The 18,741-nt window shown below is 67.8% G+C and carries 20 protein-coding genes; 10 read left to right on the top strand and 10 right to left on the bottom strand.

The annotated features are described in order from the left end of the window. Window positions 1-5: 5 nt before the first annotated feature. Together NMP03_RS12365 and NMP03_RS12360 are read right to left on the bottom strand one after the other, a co-directional pair. Window positions 6-488 carry a PH domain-containing protein gene (locus NMP03_RS12365; protein ID WP_256505728.1) on the bottom strand — a complete coding sequence of 161 codons (483 nt, stop codon included), beginning with the start codon at window positions 486-488 and terminating at the stop codon, window positions 6-8. Between the two features lie 562 nt (window positions 489-1,050). Then, window positions 1,051-2,628, bottom strand: a complete 1,578-nt coding sequence (locus NMP03_RS12360) for a lysine--tRNA ligase (protein ID WP_256505727.1) — start codon at window positions 2,626-2,628, stop codon at window positions 1,051-1,053. Between the two features lie 110 nt (window positions 2,629-2,738). Here NMP03_RS12360 and NMP03_RS12355 point away from each other — a divergent pair, with 110 nt between their 5' ends. From NMP03_RS12355 to NMP03_RS12340, 4 genes are all read left to right on the top strand, one after another. Beyond that, on the top strand, window positions 2,739-3,629 hold the full coding sequence (locus tag NMP03_RS12355; protein WP_256505726.1) for a bestrophin family protein: 891 nt from the start codon (window positions 2,739-2,741) through the stop codon (window positions 3,627-3,629). Window positions 3,630-3,667: 38 nt separating this feature from the next. Continuing rightward, the gene (locus NMP03_RS12350) at window positions 3,668-6,373 is read left to right on the top strand and encodes an ATP-dependent DNA helicase (RefSeq protein ID WP_256505724.1); all 2,706 of its coding nucleotides are present in this window, start codon (window positions 3,668-3,670) and stop codon (window positions 6,371-6,373) included. An 11-nt stretch (window positions 6,374-6,384) separates the two neighbouring features. After that, window positions 6,385-6,924 carry a SixA phosphatase family protein gene (locus tag NMP03_RS12345; RefSeq protein WP_256505723.1) on the top strand — a complete coding sequence of 180 codons (540 nt, stop codon included), beginning with the start codon at window positions 6,385-6,387 and terminating at the stop codon, window positions 6,922-6,924. A gap of 83 nt (window positions 6,925-7,007) precedes the next feature. Continuing rightward, complete coding sequence (locus NMP03_RS12340) at window positions 7,008-8,366, top strand: ABC1 kinase family protein (protein WP_256505722.1); 1,359 nt, start codon at window positions 7,008-7,010, stop codon at window positions 8,364-8,366. Here NMP03_RS12340 and NMP03_RS12335 read toward each other — a convergent pair. The 5 genes from NMP03_RS12335 to rpmF form a co-directional block, all read right to left on the bottom strand. Then, complete coding sequence (locus NMP03_RS12335; protein ID WP_256505721.1) at window positions 8,335-8,685, bottom strand: MerR family transcriptional regulator; 351 nt, start codon at window positions 8,683-8,685, stop codon at window positions 8,335-8,337. The two genes, NMP03_RS12340 and NMP03_RS12335, sit on opposite strands and share 32 nt — an antisense overlap. A gap of 11 nt (window positions 8,686-8,696) precedes the next feature. Continuing rightward, window positions 8,697-8,996 carry an integration host factor subunit alpha gene (locus NMP03_RS12330; RefSeq protein WP_256505720.1) on the bottom strand — a complete coding sequence of 100 codons (300 nt, stop codon included), beginning with the start codon at window positions 8,994-8,996 and terminating at the stop codon, window positions 8,697-8,699. A gap of 95 nt (window positions 8,997-9,091) precedes the next feature. Then, a complete protein-coding gene (locus tag NMP03_RS12325; RefSeq protein WP_319937594.1) occupies window positions 9,092-10,063 on the bottom strand; it encodes a beta-ketoacyl-ACP synthase III in 972 nt (323 codons plus the stop codon). After that, window positions 10,060-11,091: a phosphate acyltransferase PlsX gene (gene plsX / locus NMP03_RS12320; protein ID WP_256505719.1), complete on the bottom strand. Its 1,032-nt coding sequence runs from the start codon at window positions 11,089-11,091 to the stop codon at window positions 10,060-10,062. The genes NMP03_RS12325 and plsX overlap by 4 nt, the downstream gene beginning before the upstream one ends. Window positions 11,092-11,119: 28 nt before the next feature. Further along, window positions 11,120-11,299 carry a 50S ribosomal protein L32 gene (gene rpmF / locus NMP03_RS12315; protein ID WP_256508120.1) on the bottom strand — a complete coding sequence of 60 codons (180 nt, stop codon included), beginning with the start codon at window positions 11,297-11,299 and terminating at the stop codon, window positions 11,120-11,122. Window positions 11,300-11,513: 214 nt separating this feature from the next. On the opposite strand from rpmF, the gene NMP03_RS12310 reads away from it, so the two are divergent. Next, on the top strand, window positions 11,514-11,951 hold the full coding sequence (locus tag NMP03_RS12310) for an MAPEG family protein (protein WP_256505718.1): 438 nt from the start codon (window positions 11,514-11,516) through the stop codon (window positions 11,949-11,951). A gap of 21 nt (window positions 11,952-11,972) precedes the next feature. On the opposite strand, the gene NMP03_RS12305 is transcribed toward NMP03_RS12310, so the two are convergent. Next, window positions 11,973-12,635, bottom strand: coding sequence for an MBL fold metallo-hydrolase (locus NMP03_RS12305; protein ID WP_256505717.1), 663 nt, complete (start codon window positions 12,633-12,635; stop codon window positions 11,973-11,975). Between the two features lie 94 nt (window positions 12,636-12,729). Between NMP03_RS12305 and pabB the strand changes: the two genes are divergently transcribed. From pabB to NMP03_RS12280, 5 genes are all read left to right on the top strand, one after another. Beyond that, complete coding sequence (gene pabB, locus NMP03_RS12300) at window positions 12,730-14,478, top strand: aminodeoxychorismate synthase component I (RefSeq protein WP_256505716.1); 1,749 nt, start codon at window positions 12,730-12,732, stop codon at window positions 14,476-14,478. A gap of 35 nt (window positions 14,479-14,513) precedes the next feature. Continuing rightward, window positions 14,514-15,716, top strand: a complete 1,203-nt coding sequence (locus NMP03_RS12295) for a pyridoxal phosphate-dependent aminotransferase (protein ID WP_256505715.1) — start codon at window positions 14,514-14,516, stop codon at window positions 15,714-15,716. A gap of 174 nt (window positions 15,717-15,890) precedes the next feature. Beyond that, complete coding sequence (locus NMP03_RS12290) at window positions 15,891-16,037, top strand: hypothetical protein (protein ID WP_256505714.1); 147 nt, start codon at window positions 15,891-15,893, stop codon at window positions 16,035-16,037. A gap of 49 nt (window positions 16,038-16,086) precedes the next feature. Next, window positions 16,087-16,746 (top strand): peptide-methionine (S)-S-oxide reductase MsrA, encoded by a 660-nt coding sequence (gene msrA, locus NMP03_RS12285; protein WP_256505713.1) that lies wholly within the window; start codon window positions 16,087-16,089, stop codon window positions 16,744-16,746. 55 nt (window positions 16,747-16,801) lie between these two features. Continuing rightward, the gene (locus NMP03_RS12280; protein ID WP_256505712.1) at window positions 16,802-17,074 is read left to right on the top strand and encodes a CsbD family protein; all 273 of its coding nucleotides are present in this window, start codon (window positions 16,802-16,804) and stop codon (window positions 17,072-17,074) included. Between the two features lie 150 nt (window positions 17,075-17,224). Here the strand turns inward: NMP03_RS12280 and dinB are convergent, their stop codons facing one another. Both dinB and NMP03_RS12270 read right to left on the bottom strand, forming a co-directional pair. After that, complete coding sequence (gene dinB, locus NMP03_RS12275) at window positions 17,225-18,265, bottom strand: DNA polymerase IV (RefSeq protein ID WP_256508119.1); 1,041 nt, start codon at window positions 18,263-18,265, stop codon at window positions 17,225-17,227. Window positions 18,266-18,306: 41 nt separating this feature from the next. Further along, window positions 18,307-18,711: a DUF1489 family protein gene (locus NMP03_RS12270; protein ID WP_256505711.1), complete on the bottom strand. Its 405-nt coding sequence runs from the start codon at window positions 18,709-18,711 to the stop codon at window positions 18,307-18,309. Window positions 18,712-18,741 lie beyond the last annotated feature (30 nt).

Here is an 18,741-nt window from a genome sequence, read left to right as displayed (position 1 = left end):
GCCGCTCACCAGGGTTCGGCGCGGATATGCTCGCGGATCCGGTCGCGCAGGTCTTCGGCGGTGGCGCGGGTGATCCCCGGCAGCACCACGGTCGCATGCGCGGTCCCCGCGGTATGCACGATCAGCCGCGCGACGCCGTTCGCGCGCTCGATCGGCCCCTGCGCGACGTCGAGATGCTGGACGCGGCTCAGCGGCACGATCGTATGCACCTGCGTCCACACCCCCCAGGCGACATGCAATTCGTCTTCGGCGAGCGCCCACCCCCACGCCTCGAATCGCCGCTTCGGCGCGATCGCGACGATCCAATAGGCCAGCGGCAGCGCGAGCAGCGGCAGCACCCAGCCGGGCCAGCCCAGTTGCACGAACAGCGCGGTGCCGATGCCGGCGCCGACGATCACCGGCACCAGCGCGGGGACGATGGCATGCAGGTGCATCACCCGGCGCTGGCCGGGTTCGAGCGGGGTCAGCGTGACGGGAGCAAGGTGCATTAGCCCACTATGCCACGCGCCGCGGCGCGCTCAACCGAAATCCCCCGCCCCCCTTCAACCGTCACCCCAGCGAAAGCTGGGGTCCAGTGCGGCAAGCGGCGGTCTTGCGGTCGCGAGAGACCCCAGCTGTCGCTGGGGTGACGAAGCTGGGCGTCGACCTATCAATGCGCCCTGTCGGCTTCCGCTCATTTGCCGCCGGGATTTCCATCGTCACCCCGGACTTGGTCCGGGGTCTGCCGTGCAGCAGGCAGTGCGGCGAGTCTCGTCGAGTTCGCTTTCCACTAGTACCGACAGCACCCGGCGGCTCGGTGGACCCCGGACCAAGTCCGGGGTGACGATCTGGGAACGGCAGCTAACCACCACTTCGCGCAACTCCGTCAACCAGACCGCTAAGCCGCCAACCAAACCCCGCTGTCCTACAAGCCCTCGCTTTGATAACCAAACCGCATGAACACGTCCCCCTCATCCCCCACCCGCATCGCGTCTCGTGCGGCGGGAGGGGCGAATCCGGGGGGGACGTAGTGTAGCTTTTGTAGCTTTCCGACGTTCGGACCCCCGTCGTTCACGCCGCTCGCCCCAGCGCCTCGCCAATCAACCCCCGCGTATTCGCCACGCCGTACAATGCGACAAAGCTCCCCATCCGCGGCCCCTGGCTGGTCCCTAGCAGCGTCTCGTACAACGCCTTGAACCAGTCGCGCAGATTGTCGAACCCGCCGGTCTTGCCGATTTCGTAGACGATGTTCTGGATGTCCTCGGCCGAAGCCCCCGCAGGCAGCGCCGCCAGTTCGGCATCGAGCCGTTCGAGCGCCGCGACCTCGACGCCCTCGGGCGCGCGCCGCACCGGCTTCTCGGCCACGTCGCGCGTGTACGCGATCGCATGGTCGATCAGCCGGTCGAGCGCGGGATAGCGCGCAGCCGACGCATCGGGGACGTAATTGGCGAGATACCCCCAAACCTGGTCCTTGGTCGTCTCGCCCATCACCCCGACCAGGTTGAGCAGCAGCCCGAAAGTGACCGGCAGCGCCTCGGCTGGCGGCGGGCCGCCATGGATGTGGTGCACCGGATTGCCCAGCCGCTGCTCGACCGGCTGGTCGGCATAGGCCGCGCGGAACTGCCAATATTCGTCGATCGCACGCGGGATGACGCCAAGGTGCAACTGCTTTGCCTTCTTGGGCTCGCGATAGGCATAGAAGGCCAGGCTCTCGGGCGGGCCGTAGCTCAGCCATTGCTCGAGGCTCAGCCCATTGCCCTTCGACTTCGAAATCTTCTGCCCCAGTTCGTCGAGGAACATCTCGTAGTTGAACCCCTCGGGCGGCCGCGCGCCCAGCACCCGCGCGATCTTCGAGCTCTGGATCACCGAATCGATCAGGTCCTTGCCCGACATCTCGTAATCGACGCCGAGCGCGACCCAGCGCATCGCCCAGTCGACCTTCCATTGCAGCTTGGCGCCGCCGCCCAGCACCGATTGCTCGATCCGCTGGCCGTCATCCTCGAAGGCGACGATTCCCGCCTCGGCGTCGATAACCTCGACCGGCACCTGCAGCACCACGCCGCTGGTCGGGCTGATCGGCAGGATCGGCGAATAGGTCGCGCGCCGCTCGGCCCCCAGCGTCGGCAGCATCACGTCCATGATCGCGGCGTAATGGCGCAGCACCCCGCGCAGCGCGTCGTCGAACTGGCCGCCGCGATAATAATCGGTCGACGAGGCGAACTCGTATTCGAAGCCGAACCCGTCGAGGAACGAGCGCAGCATCGCGTTGTTGTGATGCGCGAAGCTTTCGAACTTCTCGAACGGGTCGGGCACCTGCGTCAGCGGCTTGCCCAGATGCTCGGTCAGCATCGCGCGGTTGGGCACATTGTCGGGCACCTTGCGCAAGCCATCCATGTCATCGCTGAACGCCAGCAGCCGCGTCGGCTGGTCGCTGAGTTCGGCAAAGGCGCGCCGTACCATCGTCGTGCGCAGCACTTCGTTGAAGGTGCCGATATGCGGCAGCCCCGACGGACCATAGCCGGTTTCGAACAGCACCGGTGCGCCGCCGGGCTTGCCGCCTGGATAGCGCTTCAGAAGCTTGCGCGCCTCTTCATAGGGCCAGGCCTTGGAAACGAGAGCGGCGTCGCGGATGCTGTTGGTGTCGGTCATGCTGCGCGATCTAGCGTCCGATAGCGTTCCCGACAAATGCGTTGACGGAACCATGCCGGCACAGGGTAATTGTTGCCGCGCACCATTTTGCCAAGCCTCGGATAACCGACATGATCTTGAACAGCACCCCGCGCTTCACGCGGATCGTCCGTGAAGTGTGGCGGCCACTCACCTTGCTGTTCGTCTGGGACGTCGCGGTCACCTATTTCTACACCGAACTGCCCTACACCGCCCCCTCGCTGCCGCTGACGATCTTCGGCACCGTGCTCGCGCTGTTCCTCGGCTTTCGCGACAGCTCGGCCTATCAGCGTTGGTGGGAGGGCCGGATCCTCTGGGGCGCGATGATCAACGCCTCGCGCAACCTGGCGCGCGAGGCGGTGGCGTTCCTGCCCGACCAGCCACAGCGCGCGATCGACCTCAAGCGATCGATCGTCCTGCGCCACGTCGCCTATGTCCACGCGCTGCGCAGCCAGTTGCGGCGCACCGGCGATTGCCCCGAAGTCTATGCGCTGCTCTCGAAGGAAGAGGCCGACGAGGCGATGGCGCGCGCCAACCCCGCCAACGGCTTTCTCGACGGTACCGCCAAGCGGCTGGCGCAGGCGCAGGCCGAAGGCTGGCTCGACACGATCCAGCAGACCCAGGTCGAGCGCATCATGGTCGACATCGCCAATGCGCAAGGCGGGATGGAGCGGATCAAGAACACCCCGCTGCCGATGCAATATCGCTTCTTCCCGCAATTCTTCGCCCGCGTCTTTTGCCTGTTGCTGCCGATCGGGTTGGTCGAGACGTTGGGCTGGGCGACCCCGGTCGGATCGACGATCGCCGGGCTGATGTTCCTCGCCGCGCTCCAGATCGGCGACGACCTCACCGATCCGTTCAGCAACACCATCCACGACGTCCCGCTGACCGCGATGTGCCGGACGATCGAGATCGACCTCAAGCAATCGATCGGCGACCCCGCCCCCGAACCGATCAAGCCGGTGAAGGGCGTGCTCTGGTAAGCGTTTTCTTTCTGTTCCGCCTAGGCTAATCTCGGGAGGTGACCACCCTCCCCTTCCCCGCACTCCACGCCAGCCATTCGGGGGTCTGGCTCGCCGATGCCGACGGGGTGCGCGAACTTTCGCGCGGCGCAGCGATCCGCGCCGCCGCCGACACGCCGGTGATCCTGCTCAACGCACCCTTGGTCGGCCAGCGCCTCGGCCATCCCGAACTCTCAGGGCTCGACCTGCTCGAACTTTACGCCTTCCTCTTCCCCGCGCGCTTCATCGTTCCCACGCCCGCCGGAATCGCGCGCGCCTGCGCGCTGCCGGTGCCCGCGAGCGACGGCGAGATTGCCGCGATGCTGCGCGCCACCGCGATCGCGCTGCTCGATCTGGCGGGCGGCGACTGGTCGGAGCGCGAGGGGGCGTGGACCGCGGCGCAGTCGCTCGCACGCGCGCGCTGGCCCTGGGCACCGGTGGTCGGCCCGCGCCTCACCAAGCCCGCCACCGCCGAACGCTGGCTGTTCTCCAAACTGCCCGAATGGGACGAAGCCGCGCCGCGCCCGGCGCCGCGCACCGTCCAGGTCGACGAGGACGCGGTGCTCACCCGCCTCCACGCGCTGACGGGCGCGGGGGCTGAGATTCGCGCCGGCCAGCGCAGCTTCGCCACCACCGTCGCGCAGGCCTTTGCCCCGCGCGCGATGCGCGACACCCCCAATATGGTGATGGCCGAAGCGGGCACCGGGATCGGCAAGACCCTGGGCTATCTCGCGCCTGCCTCGCTCTGGGCCGAGCGCGCAGGCGGCGCGGTGTGGGTGTCGACCTTCACCAAGGCGTTGCAACGCCAATTGGGGCATGAAGGCGCGCGGCTGTTCCCCGACGCCGCCGAGCGAAAGGCGCGGATCGTCACCCGCAAGGGGCGCGAGAATTACGTCTGCCTGCTCAATCTCGAGGATGCGTTGCAGGGCGGCTTCGCGGGCCGGGCGGCGATATTGGCGCAGCTCGTCGCGCGCTGGGCGGCCTATACCGCCGATGGCGACATGATCGGCGGCGATCTCCCCGGTTGGCTGCCGCAATTGTTCCGCCGCAACGGATCGACCGCGCTGACCGACCGGCGCGGCGAGTGCGTCTATGCCGGCTGCCCGCATTACCGCAAATGCTTCATCGAGCGCGCAGCGCGCGCATCGGCCGACGCCGATATCGTCATCGCCAACCACGCGCTGGTGATGGTCAACGCCGCGCGCGGGCGCGAAGCAACGACCCGCCCCACCCGTTATGTCTTTGACGAGGGTCATCACTTGTTCGAGGCCGCCGATTCGATGTTCGGCGTCGCGCTGTCGGGGGCCGAGACGATCGAGGTCCGCCGCTGGATCATGGGGCCTGAAGGATCGGGCCGTGGCCGCAGGCGAGGGCTGGCGGCGCGCTTGTCCGACGTCGCAAGCTATGACGAACAGGGCGGCATCGCGATCGGCGAAGCAGTCGATGCGGCGCGCGCCTTGCCCGCTGATGGCTGGATTGGCCGCGTGCTCGAAGGCCAGCCGTTCGGCCCGATCGAGCATCTGCTCGCCGCCGTGCGCGGCCTGGTCTTCGCGCGCGACGAAAGCGGCGGGGTCGATGCCGGCTATGGCCTCGAGACCGAGCTCGCCGAACCCGATCCTGCGCTGATCGAAGCCGCCGCCGCAGCCGCGGTCGCGCTCGACGCACTGCTGCGCCCGTTGGTGGTGCTCGGTCGCCGCCTCGAAGCCGTGCTGTCCGACGCCCCCGACTGGCTCGACGGCCAGGCGCGCGCGCGGATCGAGGGCGCGGTGGCGTCGCTCGGCTGGCGCGCCGACATGGTCGGGGCGTGGAGCGCCTTGGTCGCCCGCATCGGCGGCCCCGCCGACCCCGATTTCGTCGATTGGCTCGCGGTCGAGCGCTATGAGGGCCGCGAATTCGACATCGGCATCCACCGCCGCTGGCTCGACCCCACCCGACCCTTTGCCGATGCGGTGCTCAAACCCGCGCATGGCGTGCTGATCACCTCGGCGACGTTGCGCGCGGGCGGCGACTGGGACGTCGCCGATGCCCGCGTTGGTGCGCCGCATCTGATCCGCCCGCCGCTGCATTTCGAGGCGCAAAGCCCGTTCGACTATGCCGGCCAGGCGCAAGTGCTGATCGTCACCGACATCAAGCGCGGCGATCTGCCCGCGCTCGCCAACGCCTATGCCCGGCTGATCGTCGCCTCGGGCGGCGGCGCGCTCGGGCTGTTCACCGCGATCCGGCGCTTGCGCGGTGTCCATGCCCGCATCGCCGATCGGCTGGCGCGCGAGGGGCTGACCCTGCTCGCGCAGCATGTCGATCCGATCGACACCGGCACGCTGGTCGACATCTTCCGCGACGATCCGGCAAGCTCGCTGATCGGCACCGACGCGCTGCGCGACGGTGTAGACGTCCCCGGGCGTTCGCTCAGGCTGGTGGTGATGGAGGGGGTGCCCTGGCCCAAGCCGAGCGTCCTCCACGCCGCGCGGCGACTGGCCAATGGCGGCAAGGACTATGACGACCGGCTGGTACGCGCCCGGCTGGCGCAGGCGTTCGGCCGGCTGATCCGCCGCGCCGACGATCACGGGGCGTTCGTGCTGCTGTCCTCGGCCTGCCCGACGCGGCTGCTCACCGCCTTCCCCGCCGGCACCCCGATCCGCCGCGTCACGCTCGACGAGGCGGTCGAGATCTCGCGCGGGCTGGCCATCGCCGCGACGCTGGGGCAAGAGAGCCGCGAGACAGCCTGACGGAGACGACGATGCCCAGCCTGACGTTGCTTCGCCACGCCAAATCGAGCTGGACCGACCCCGTCACCCGCGATTTCGATCGCCCGCTCAACGCCCGCGGCAAACAGGCTGCGCAGACGATCGGCCGCTATCTCAAAGCCGAGCAACTGGGGTTCGACCATGTGGTCGCCTCGCCCGCAATCCGCGTGATCGAAACGCTCGACCATTTCTACACCGGCTATGGCGAGAAGCTTGCCCCCGCCTGGGATCGCCGCATCTATCTGGCGTCGGCCGCGACCCTGCTCGACGTCGTCCACGATCTGCCCGCGGGTTCGCAAAGGGCGCTGATGGTCGGGCATAATCCGGGGCTCGAGGACCTGGTGCTGCTGCTGGTCCCGCAATCGAAGCGCGACGCGCTGCGCGGCGAGGTCGAGCTGAAATATCCCACCGCGGCGGTCGCGGTGCTCGAATGGGAGGGCGGCTGGGCCGATGCGCGTGAAGGCGGCGCACGTCTCACCCGCTTCGTTCGCCCGCGCGACCTCGATGCCGCGCTCGGCCCCGACGACGACTGAGCCGATACCGCCGATAGGTCAGCGTTGATCGCGCCGCCGCCGCCGCCATATCGCGGTGACACCGTATCGCGAGGATTTGCTGCATGACCGACCCCCGCGACGCCCGCGGCCGCGCCGTCCCCGCCAGCCGGCTGGCGCGCTTCGGCGCCTTCGGCAAACTCGCGGGCGGGCTTGCCGGCGGGATGATGGCCGAGGGCGCACGCCGCCTCGCCGATGGCCAGCGTCCCAGCATGGGCGAAATGATGCTGACCCCGCGCAACATCGGCCGCGTCGCCGACCAGCTCGCGCACCTGCGCGGCGCGGCGATGAAGCTGGGGCAGATGATCTCGATGGACGCGGGCGACGTGCTCCCCACCGAGCTCAGCGACATCATGGCGCGGCTGCGCGAGCGCGCGCATCACATGCCCCCGGCGCAGCTGCAGGCGGTGCTGATCGCCGCCTGGGGCAAGGACTGGCGCAACCGCTTCCGGCATTTCGAAGCGCATCCGATGGCCGCCGCCTCGATCGGCCAGGTCCATCGCGCGACCTTGCCCGATGGCCGGCTGCTCGCGATCAAGGTACAATATCCCGGCGTCGCCGCCAGCATCGATGCCGATGTCGACAATGTCGCGACCTTGCTGCGTGTCTCAGGGCTGATGCCCAAGACCCTCGACATCGCGCCCTTGCTCGCCGAGGCCAAGCGCCAGCTCCACGAAGAAGCCGATTACGTCCGCGAAGGCGAGCAGATCGAACGCTTCGGGGCGCTGCTCGCCGCCGATCCGCGCTACCAGGTGCCCGCGCTCGAACGCTCGCTCACCACGCCGCAGGTGCTGGCGATGGAATATGTCCCCGGCGTCGCGATCGAAAGCATCGTCGATGCCCCGCAGGCCGAGCGCGACGCCGCGGCGCATGCGATGATCGACCTGGTGCTGCGCGAGCTGTTCGACTTCGGCTGGATGCAGACCGATCCCAATTTCGCCAATTACCGGATCCAGCGTGATACCGGGCGGATCGTCCTGCTCGATTTCGGTGCCGCGCGCCCGGTCACCGCGGAAACGCGCGACGGCTATCACGCGCTGTTGATGGCGGGGCTCGACGGGGATCGCGACCGTGCGCGCGATGCCGCGGTCGCCTCGGGGTTCCTCGGCGAAGCTGCCGTCGCGCGCCATCGCGCGCTGATCGACCGGATGATCGACGTGGTAATCGGCGAACTCGGCCGCCCCGGCGCCTTCGATTTCGCCGATCGCTCGTTCGTCGGCGTGCTCCGCGAACAGGCGATGACGATGGCGAACGATCGCGACACCTGGCACATTCCGCCGGTCGAGACCTTGTTCGCGCAGCGCAAGATCAGCGGCACCGCGTTGCTCGCCGCGCGGCTCCAGGCCAAGGTCGACGTCCGCACGATGGTCGAGCGCTATCGCACCGCGGCGTTCAGCTCCGATCGCGAACCAATGCCTGGCTGAGCCGGTCGCGCACCTGCACCAGGGGCGATCGTCCCGCGGCGCCCGCCGCCGCGGGCTTTGGCTTCGCCGCGGCCTCGGAGGCCAGCAGCTTCTGCACCCCCAAGATCGTATAGCCCTCGTTGTTCAGCAGCCGGTGGATCCGCCGCACCAGCGCGACGTCCTCGGGACGATAATAGCGCCGCTGCCCGGCGCGCTGCAGCGGGCGCAGCTGCGGAAAACGTTGTTCCCAATAGCGCAGCCGGTGTTGCGGCAGCCCGGTTTCGATCGCCAGTTCGCCGATCGTGCGAAACGCAGTTGCCGTTTTGTCCGAACCCGCCATTTGGTCGTCCGTCAGCTTCCCGCCACGATCCGCTCGCGCATCATCTGGCTGGCACGGAAGGTGAGTACGCGGCGCGGCGCGATCGGCACTTCTACCCCGGTCTTGGGATTGCGCCCGACGCGTTCCCCCTTGTCGCGCAGGATGAAGCTACCGAAGCCCGAGATCTTGACGTTCTCGCCCTTGGTCAGCGCATCGCACATATGATCAAGGATATCCTCGACCATTTTCGATGAATCGGTACGCGAAAGACCCACTTCGCGATGCAGGGCATCGGCCAGGTCGGCCCTCGTCAACGTGCCACCCGAATCCATTACGCTTATCCTTCAAACATCTCGATCGAAGATGCTAACACATCGACCGAATCGCGCAAATACAGTCAGGTGGCGTCAATACCGGTGTCAACGTACTAATAACGGACGATCGCTGCGCCCCAGGTGAATCCGCCGCCCATCGCTTCGAGCACCAGCAGGTTACCACGCTCGATTCGTCCATCGCGTACCGCAACGTCGAGCGCGAGCGGCACCGATGCTGCGGAGGTGTTGGCATGCTGGTCGACGGTCACGATCACGCGCTCGCGTGCCAGTCCCAGCTTGCGCGCGGTGGCATCTAGGATGCGCGCATTCGCCTGGTGCGGGACGACCCAATCGACTTCGCTCGCATCGTGCCCCGACACCGCCAGCGTCTCGGTCATCACCGCCGCCAGGTTGACGACGGCGTGGCGGAACACCTCGCGCCCCTTCATCCGGACCTTGCCGACGGTACCGGTCGTCGAGGGACCGCCATCGACATAGAGCAGCTCGTTGTGGCGCCCGTCGGCGTGGAGCCGCATCGCCAGGATGCCGCGATCGGCCTCCCCCTCGGCCACTTCTTGCGCCTCGAGCACGATCGCCCCCGCGCCGTCGCCGAACAGCACGCAGGTAGTGCGATCCTCCCAGTCGAGGATCCGCGAAAACGTCTCGGCACCGATCACCAGCGCACGCCGCGCGGCGCCCGACCGCAGCATCGAATCGGCGACCTGCAGCGCGTAGAGGAACCCCGAACACACCGCGCCGACATCGAACGCGACGCAATCGTCGATGCCGAGCGCCGCCTGCACCTTGGTCGCGGTGGCGGGGAAGGTCTGGTCGGGCGTGGCGGTCGCGAGCACGATCAGGTCGATCGCCGATGCCTCGATTCCCGCGGCGGCAAGCGCGGCGCGGCACGCATCGGTCGCCAGCGTGCCGGTGGTCTCGCCCTCGCCCGCGACATGGCGGAAGCGGATACCGCTGCGCTCGACGATCCATTCGTCCGAGGTGTCGACGGCCTCGGCGAGTTCGGCGTTCGAGACGCGGCGCTTGGGCAGCGCCGATCCCGTGCCGGTGATGACCGAACGAATCACGCTGCTTTCGCCTCGAAATTACCCAGGTCCTCGGCGATCCGGCGCCCCAGATCATCGCGCACCATCTTGGCCGCCACCGCGATCGCATTTTCGATGCCGATCGCGTTGGCGCCGCCATGGCTTTTCACGACCAGGCCGTTGAGGCCCAGGAAGACCGCGCCATTGTGGTTGTTGGGATCGAGATGATCGCGCAGCAATTCGGTCGCGGGCTTCGAGATCAGGAAGCCGACCTTCGAGCGGATCGAGCTGCGGAACGCGCGCTTGAGCAGGTCGGCGACGAATCGCGCGGTGCCCTCAGCGGTCTTGAGCGCGATATTGCCCGAAAACCCGTCGCACACGATCACATCGACTTCGCCGCGCGACAGCCGGTCGCCCTCGATGAAGCCGGCGAATTCGAGCGGCAGATGCGGCGCGGCGCGGATCTCGGCAGCGGCATCGCGGATGATGTCGGTGCCCTTCTGGTCCTCGGTGCCGATGTTGAGCAATGCTACCCGCGGCCGCTCGAGATCGAGCGCGGTGCGCGCATAGGCGGCGCCCATGACCGCGAACTGCACCAGGTTGCGCGCGTCGCACTCGGTGTTGGCGCCCAGGTCAAGCATCACCGTGTCGGTGTCGCCGAGCGAGGGCATCAACGCAGCCAGCGCCGGCCGGTAGATCCCCGGCATCGTGCGCAGCGACAGCTTGGCCATCGACATCAGCGCGCCGGTATTGCCCGCCGACACTGCCGCGGCCGCACGCCCCGCCTTCACCTGCGCGATGGCGATTCCCATCGACGTGGTTTTGGCGCGGCGAATCGCCTGGCTCGGCTTGGCGTCGGACTTCACCACCTCGGGCGCGTGCAGCACTTCGGATGCCGCGCTCAAATTGGGGTGGGTGCGCAGCTCTTCGCGAATCGCATTTTCGTCGCCGACCAGCAGAAAGTGCATGTCGGGGAAGCGGGCACGGGCCCGCGCGACACCCGCGAGCATGACCGCCAAGCCACCATCGCCGCCCATCGCATCGACGGCGATCCGTGCGCTCGACCCCATCTAGCTACTGCCTCTCGGGTGACGTGGCTTAAGCCTCGACCGCCACGATTTCACGACCGTTATAATGGCCGCACGAACCACACAGGATGTGGGGACGCTTCAGTTCGCCGCAATTGGGGCATTCCTGAAACGACTCGACCGACAGCGAATCGTGCGAACGGCGCATGCCGCGCTTCGACGGCGACGTTTTTCTTTTTGGAACGGCCATGTCGGCAAACCTTCTTCGATATTCTTCAAAACGTTCGGGGTCGCGATTCGCTGCACCGACGAGCGGGACAAACGACACGGACAAGCCGGTCGCATGCTAGACCGACATCCGGGCAGGTCACGAAGCGAGCGTGCGCCTATACCGAATTCCCGCGCCGTTGCAAGGGTTGGCCTGCCGTGCGACGCTGCCTGCGACACGATCGGGGGAAGAAGCGATGCACGGATTGATGCTGCCGATCACGCTGGCGACGATCGGGATCGCCGCGCTCATCAATGTGTGGCTCGGCATCCGCACGATCCGCGTGCGATTCAGCGATCGGGTGGCGCTGGGCGATGGCGGCAATAGCAAGTTGCTCGCCCGCATGCGCGCGCAGGCCAATTTCATCGAATATACCCCGATCGTCCTGCTGCTGATCGGCGGCATCGAACTGGTCCGCGGCCCTTCGACGCTGCTCGGGGTTGCGGCGGTGGTGTTCCTCATAGGCCGCTTGCTTCATCCCTTCGGCATGGAAGGCCGCCTTTGGCCGCGCCAAGTGGGGATGATCACGACGCTGACGATCACCGCGCTGCTGGCAGGCTATGCGATCCTGATCTCGCACAGCCCCGATCCGCGAACGATCGAAGCCCCCGCCCCCGCGGTAATGACCGGCTGACCGCACCCGACCGCGGGGCCCTCAGCCCTGCGCCAGCACCCGATCGGCGACGAAGGGATTGTTCAGCCGCTCGACCCCGAACTGGCTGGGTTCGCCATGCCCCGGCAGGAAGACGGTGTCGTCGCCCATCGGCCATAATTTGGTCACCACCGAATCGATCAGCGTCTGAGTATCGCTCAGCGGAAAGTCGGTACGGCCGACCGATCCCTTGAACAGCACGTCGCCGACCACCGCCAGCTTCGATTCGGGATGGTGGAACACGACATGCCCCGGGGTGTGGCCGGGGGTTTCATAGACGTCGAGCACCAGCTCGCCCACCGTCACCGTGTCGCCCTCGACCAGCCAGCGCGAAGGTTCGAACGGCACGCCATGGATACCGTAATTGCGTCCGTCCTCATCGAGTCGCGCGATCCAAAAGCGATCGGCCTCGTGCGGCCCCTCGATCGGCACGCCGAGCTCGTCGGCGAGCGGCTTCGCCTCGCCGCAATGGTCGATATGCCCGTGGGTCAGCACGATCTTTTCGACCGTCACGCCCGCCTGCGCGATCGCGGCATGGATCCGCGGCAGGTCGCCGCCGGGGTCGATCACCGCGGCACGCATCGTCTTGGTGCACCACAGCAGCGTGCAATTCTGCTGGAGCGGGGTGACGGGGATGATCGCGGCGCGGAGCGGATGGTCGGTCATGCGCACGGCATAGGCACCGCGCCGACCGACCACAACTGCCCCCGCCTTACAACTAGCCTTGCCCCCGCGCGAACATGGCGTCAGTGCTGGCGTGATGGCGCTCACCGCTCCTTTCGTCCTGTTCGACGACGCGCGTCCGGACGGCACCGCACGGCTCTATCGCGATCCGGTGCGCGTGCTGGCGACCTCGCGAGTGGCCGATATCGCGCCGATGCTCGCCGAGATACGCGCCGCAACCCGCGCCGGCCTCCACGCCGCGGGGTTCCTGGCCTATGGCGCGTCACCGGCGTTCGAGGCGAAGGCGCCGCCCAGCGACCACGATCCACTGCTGTGGTTCGGCCTCTTCGAAGGTCACGCGCCCTTCGATCCCGCCACGCTGCCCGATCCGCGCGGCGCGTGGGTGGGAGCCCCACGGCCGCTGATCGAGCGCGCCACCTATCAGCGCCAGGTCGCCGCGGTGCAGGCGCTGATCGCAGCGGGCGACATCTATCAGGCCAACCTCACCTTCCAGGCGAGCGTGCGCGTCGAGGGCGACCCGCTCGCCGCCTATGCCCGGCTGCGCGCCGCGTCGCGCGCGGGCTGGGGCGCGGTCGTCGCGACCGGCGATGTGACCTATCTCTCGCTCTCGCCCGAACTCTTCTTCGCGCTCGACGCCGGCAAGCTCGTCGCGCGGCCGATGAAGGGCACCACCCCGCGCTTGTGTGACCCCGCATCCGATGACGCAGCCGCCGCGGCGCTCCAAGGCGATCCCAAGCAGCGCGCCGAAAATTTGATGATCGTCGATCTGATGCGCAACGACCTGTCGCGAATCGCGGTGCCCGGCAGCGTTGCCGTTCCCGAGCTATTCGCGGTCGAACGCTATCCGACGGTGCAGCAGATGGTGTCGACCGTCACCGCCGATCTCGCGCCCGGCCATGACGCCATCGACGTCGTATCGGCGCTGTTTCCCTGCGGATCGATCACCGGCGCCCCCAAATTGCGCGCGATGCAGGCGATCGCCGATATCGAGACCGCACCGCGCGGGCTCTACACCGGCGCGATCGGTCGCTTCGACCCTAATGGCGACGCGCAGTTCAACGTCGCGATCCGCACGCTGACGCTGCGGGGCGATCAGGCGACACTGGGGCTCGGCTCGGGAATCGTCGCCGATTCGGTCGCCGCCGACGAATGGGACGAATGCCTCGCCAAGGGCGCGTTCCTTACCGCCGCGCCGCGCGGCTTCGACCTCATCGAGACGATGCGCTTCGACCCGCGTGAGGGGATCGCGCTGCTCGAACGCCATCTCGAACGGATGAAGGCCAGCGCGCAGGCGTTCGGCTTCCCCTTCGATCGCCACGCCACCCGCAACGAGCTCCAGGCCGCGACCTTCCGGCTCGAATGCGCCGCCAAGGTCCGGCTGCTGCTCGCCCCCGGCGGCGCGGTGGCGATCGAGGTCGCGCCGCTGCCCCCGACGCCTACCGCCCCGGTAGAAGTCGCATTGGTGCCGCACCGCGTCGCCCCCGCCGACTTCCGCCTGCGCCACAAGACCAGCGACCGCGCCTTCTACGACGAACCCCGCCGCGCCGCCGCCTGCTTCGAGGTCGCCTTTGTCGACGCCGCCGGCTTCGTCACCGAAGGCAGCTTCACCAGCGTCTTCGTCGAGCGCGACGGACTGCTCGTCACCCCGCCGCTGTCCCGCGGGTTGCTCCCCGGCGTCCTGCGCGCCGAACTGATCGCCACTGGCCGTGCGATCGAGGGCGACCTCACCCCCGCCGACCTCGCGCACGGTTTCTTGATCGGCAACGCGGTGCGCGGACTGGTATCGGCTGTTACGGTTGCGAACCCATCGGGCGCGAGCGTATAGGCCGCGCGCGCCTCCTTCCCCGAAAGCCCACGCCCATGAAGCCCTCCGCCGCGCTCGACCGCATCAGCCCCTCGGCGACCCTCGCGATCACCTCGCGCGTGCTCGACCTGAAGCGCGCAGGCGTCGACGTGATCGGGCTCGGCGCGGGCGAACCCGATTTCGACACCCCCGATTTCGTCAAGGAAGCCGCGATCGCCGCGATCCGCGACGGCAAGACCAAATATACCAATGTCGACGGCACCACCGAGCTGAAGGAAGCGATCGCCGCCAAATTCACGCGCGACAATGGCCTCACCTATGCCGCCAACCAGATCACGGTGAACGTCGGCGGCAAGCACACGCTGTTCAACGCGCTGGTCGCGACGATCAACCCCGGCGACGAGGTCATCGTGCCTGCCCCCTATTGGGTCAGCTATCCCGACATCGTCGAATTCGCCGGCGGCAAGCCGGTGTTCATCGCCGCGGGCGCCGACCAGCAGTACAAGGTGACGCCCGAACAGATCGAGGCGGCGATCACCCAGAACACCAAATGGCTGATCCTCAATTCGCCCTCGAACCCCACCGGTGCCGCGTATAGCGCCGGTGAGCTGCGCGCGATCGGCCGCGTGCTCGAACGCCATCCGCATGTCTGGATCATGGCCGACGATATGTACGAGCATATCGTCTATGGCGATTTCGAATTCGCGACGATCGCACAGGTCTGCCCGACATTGTACGATCGCACGCTCACGGTGAATGGCTGCTCCAAGGCCTATGCGATGACCGGCTGGCGGATCGGCTTTGCCGGCGGCGCGCCCTGGCTGATCAAGGCGATGGCCAAGCTCCAGTCGCAATCGACCTCGAACCCCTGTTCGATCGCCCAGGCCGCCGCCACCGCCGCGCTCAGCGGCGACCAGTCGTTCCTCAAGGAACGCAACGCCGCGTTCCAGGTCCGCCGCGACCTCGTCGTCGGGATGCTCAACGCGATCCCCGGCATCACCTGCCCAACGCCCGAGGGCGCGTTCTACGTCTATCCCGAGTTCTCGGGCCTGATCGGCAGCCAGACGCCCGGCGGCACGGTGATCGACACCGACGAGGCGTTCGTCACCTATCTGCTCGACGAGGCCAAGGTCGCCTGCGTCCAGGGCGCAGCGTTCGGCGTCTCGCCCGCGATGCGGATCAGCTACGCCACCAGCGATGCTTTGCTGCGCGAGGCATGCACGCGGATAGCCACCGCAGTAGATGCATTGAAACGCTGAGTTTCCGTAGCGGCGCATTGCTGCGTCGTTACCCGAACCCTAGATGAACGATCACGCAAGCGGTCGTTCACCGCGGACCCTTATATGTTTGCTGGCAAGGCACCCGACGTCCGAGTGCCCGGTTCCGACGTAGCTGAAAGTACCAGTGCTTTCCGCCAGCAAGGAAGAAAGACGATGCTCAAGTTTCTGCGCGCCGGCTATTTCCGGCATTTCCTCAGCGGTTTCGCGATCGGTGCGATCGGCCTCGTCGCGGTGCAGACCGCGCAGCCCGAAAACCCGCCAATGTATTCGGCCAGTGCGGTAACCGATTCGGTCGGCTGAACGTATCTGGTGTAACAGGGGCGCACCCGCCCCGTACCGGAGTCGCGTGATGCTAAAACCGATCCTGATCGCTGCCGCGATCGCCACTACCGCCCTCGTGACGCTGCCCGTCGCCGGCCATGCCGAGCGCGCCGTCCCGATCCCCGCCCCCGCGATCGACGTTCCCGTCACCAAGGGCCAGGCGGTGGCGGTGTTCGCCGGCGGCTGCTTCTGGGGGCTCGAGGCGGTGTTCGAACAGACGAAGGGCGTGCGCCAGGTCGTCAACGGCTATGCCGGCGGCACCCGCGACACCGCGAATTACGCCTCAGTCAGCACCGAAAGGACCGGTCACGCCGAAGCGGTGCGGATCGTCTACGACCCCGCGCAGGTGAGCTACGGCACGCTGCTGCGCGTCTATTTCTCGGTCGCGCACGATCCGACCCAGCTCAACCGCCAGGGGCCCGATACCGGCCCCAGCTATCGCTCGGCGATCTTCCCGCAGACCCCGCAGCAGAAACTGGTGGCGCAGCGCTATGTCACCCAGCTCGGCAAGACCAAGGCGTGGGGCAAGCCGATCGTCACCCGGATCGAAGGCGGCGGCTTCTTCCCCGCCGAGGCCTATCACCAGGACTTCTACCGCAAGAACCCCAACCATCCGTACATCGTGCGCTGGGACAAGCCCAAGGTCGCGGCATTCCGCGCCGGTTTCCCCCAGCTGGTGGGCAGCTGACGCAACCTTCGATCGCCAAGTGCGTACTAGCGCCGACTTTGCACAGGAGATTGCCATGAATGAGAACATCGTCGAAGGCACCGGCCGCGATATCGGCGGCTCGCTCAAGCAGGCAGCGGGCGACGTGCTCGGCCGCAACGACCTCCGCGCCGAAGGATCGGCCGACAAGCTCGGCGGCAAGACGCAAAAGGCTGCCGGCCACGCCCAGGCCGCGGTCGAAGAACTCGCCGGCCCGGTGGTCGATTTCGTCCGCCGCCAGCCGTTGCTGTCGCTCGGGATCGCCGGCGTGCTCGGCTATTTGCTGTTGTCGGGCGGTCGCCGCGACTGATTGCCATCCCAAACCGTTCGTCCTGAGTAGCCGCTGAGCTCGGCGAAGCGGCGTATCGAAGGACCGCCCAGCTTAGGACAATGTCCTTCGATACGGGCCTTCGCCTTCGCTCAGCCCCTACTCAGGACGAACGGTCTGTTGGGAAGGTTGCTACCCCAGCGGCAACCCCGGCTGCGCGTCCTCCCCGCGCTCCTCCCCCAGCGCCGACAGCGTCAGCCCCAGCAACCGCACCGGCATCTCGACCGGGTAGAGCGCGCGCAACAGCAGATCGCCCGCCGCGCCGAACGCCGCGCGATCGGCCACCCCCGCCGGCACGGTCCGCGCGCGCGTGATCGTCCGGAAATCGTTGTAGCGCAGCTTCAGCGTTACCCGCCGCCCGCGCGCCTGGTGCCGCTCGATCCGTACCCAGGCGGCATCGGCCACGCGCTCGAGCCCTTCCTGCAGCGAGTCCCAGTCCGACAGATCATGCTCGAAGGTCCGCTCGGCGCCGATCGACTTCGATTCGCGATTCACCCGCACCGGGCGATGATCCTCGCCGCGCGCCGCCGCGTATAGATATTCGGCGAAGCTGCCGAACGCGCGCCGCATCTCGTCGACCGTCAGCCCGGCCAGGTCGGCGCCTGTGAGGATCCCCATCCGCTCCATCTTCGCTGCGGTCACCGGCCCCACGCCATGGAAGCGCCGCACCGGCAGGCTGCCGACGAACGCCGCGCCATGCCCCGGCGGGATCACGCACAAGCCATCGGGCTTGTTCTGGTCCGAGGCGAGCTTGGCGATGAACTTGTTGTACGACACCCCCGCCGACGCGGTCAGCCCGGTCTCGGCGGCGATCCGCGCGCGGATGGCGGCGGCGGTATCGCGCGCCGAGCCGATCCCCGCGAGGTCGGCGCTGACGTCGAGATACGCCTCGTCGAGCGACAGCGGTTCGATCAGCGGGGTGAACTCGGCGAAGATCGCGCGGATCTGCCGCGACACCGCGCTGTAGACGTCGAAGCGCGGCGACACGAACACCAGATCGGGGCAGCGCTTGGCTGCGGTGACCGAGGGCATCGCCGATCGCACCCCGAACGTGCGCGCTTCGTAGCTCGCCGCCGCCACGACGCCGCGCGCGCGCGATCCCCCCACCGCCACCGGCTTGCCGCGCAATTCGGGAAAGTCGCGCTGCTCGACCGAGGCGTAAAAGGCATCCATGTCGATATGGATGATCTTGCGCACCCCCGGCGCGGCGGCGCTCACAGCAAGGCTAAGGCGTGCAATTCGCCGATCATCGCCGACGGCATCGCCGCGATCGCCGCGCCGCCCTCCCCCAGGTCGCGCGGCGCATCGGCATCCTCCAGATAGCGCCAGCCCTGGTGCGCGCGCTTGGGTCGCGCCTCGACCAGCACCAACGCGGGATCGATCAGGATCGCCACGCGCCCACCCTCGGCCTCGCCGAACCCCAGGATCGGCGATCGCGCGACCAATTGGTGCTTCAGGATCCAGAATAGCGACCCCTGCCCCGCCACCTCGGCATGCCGCTTGGGCAGATAGCGCGTGGTCAGGAACACCGGCCCCGCCTCGGCACGCACCGCCAGGCGCGCGCGCAGATGCTCGACGCTCTCGGCGGCAAACGCGACCTTGGTCAGATGCAACGGCATCGCCCGCATTTGGGCGGGGATGCGCGTGCG

Source organism: Sphingomonas qomolangmaensis (genome assembly GCF_024496245.1).
GTDB classification, from domain to species: domain Bacteria; phylum Pseudomonadota; class Alphaproteobacteria; order Sphingomonadales; family Sphingomonadaceae; genus Sphingomonas; species Sphingomonas qomolangmaensis.
The sequence above is the reverse complement of the archived record's forward strand: the minus strand, read 5'-3'. Positions and strand labels throughout refer to the sequence as shown.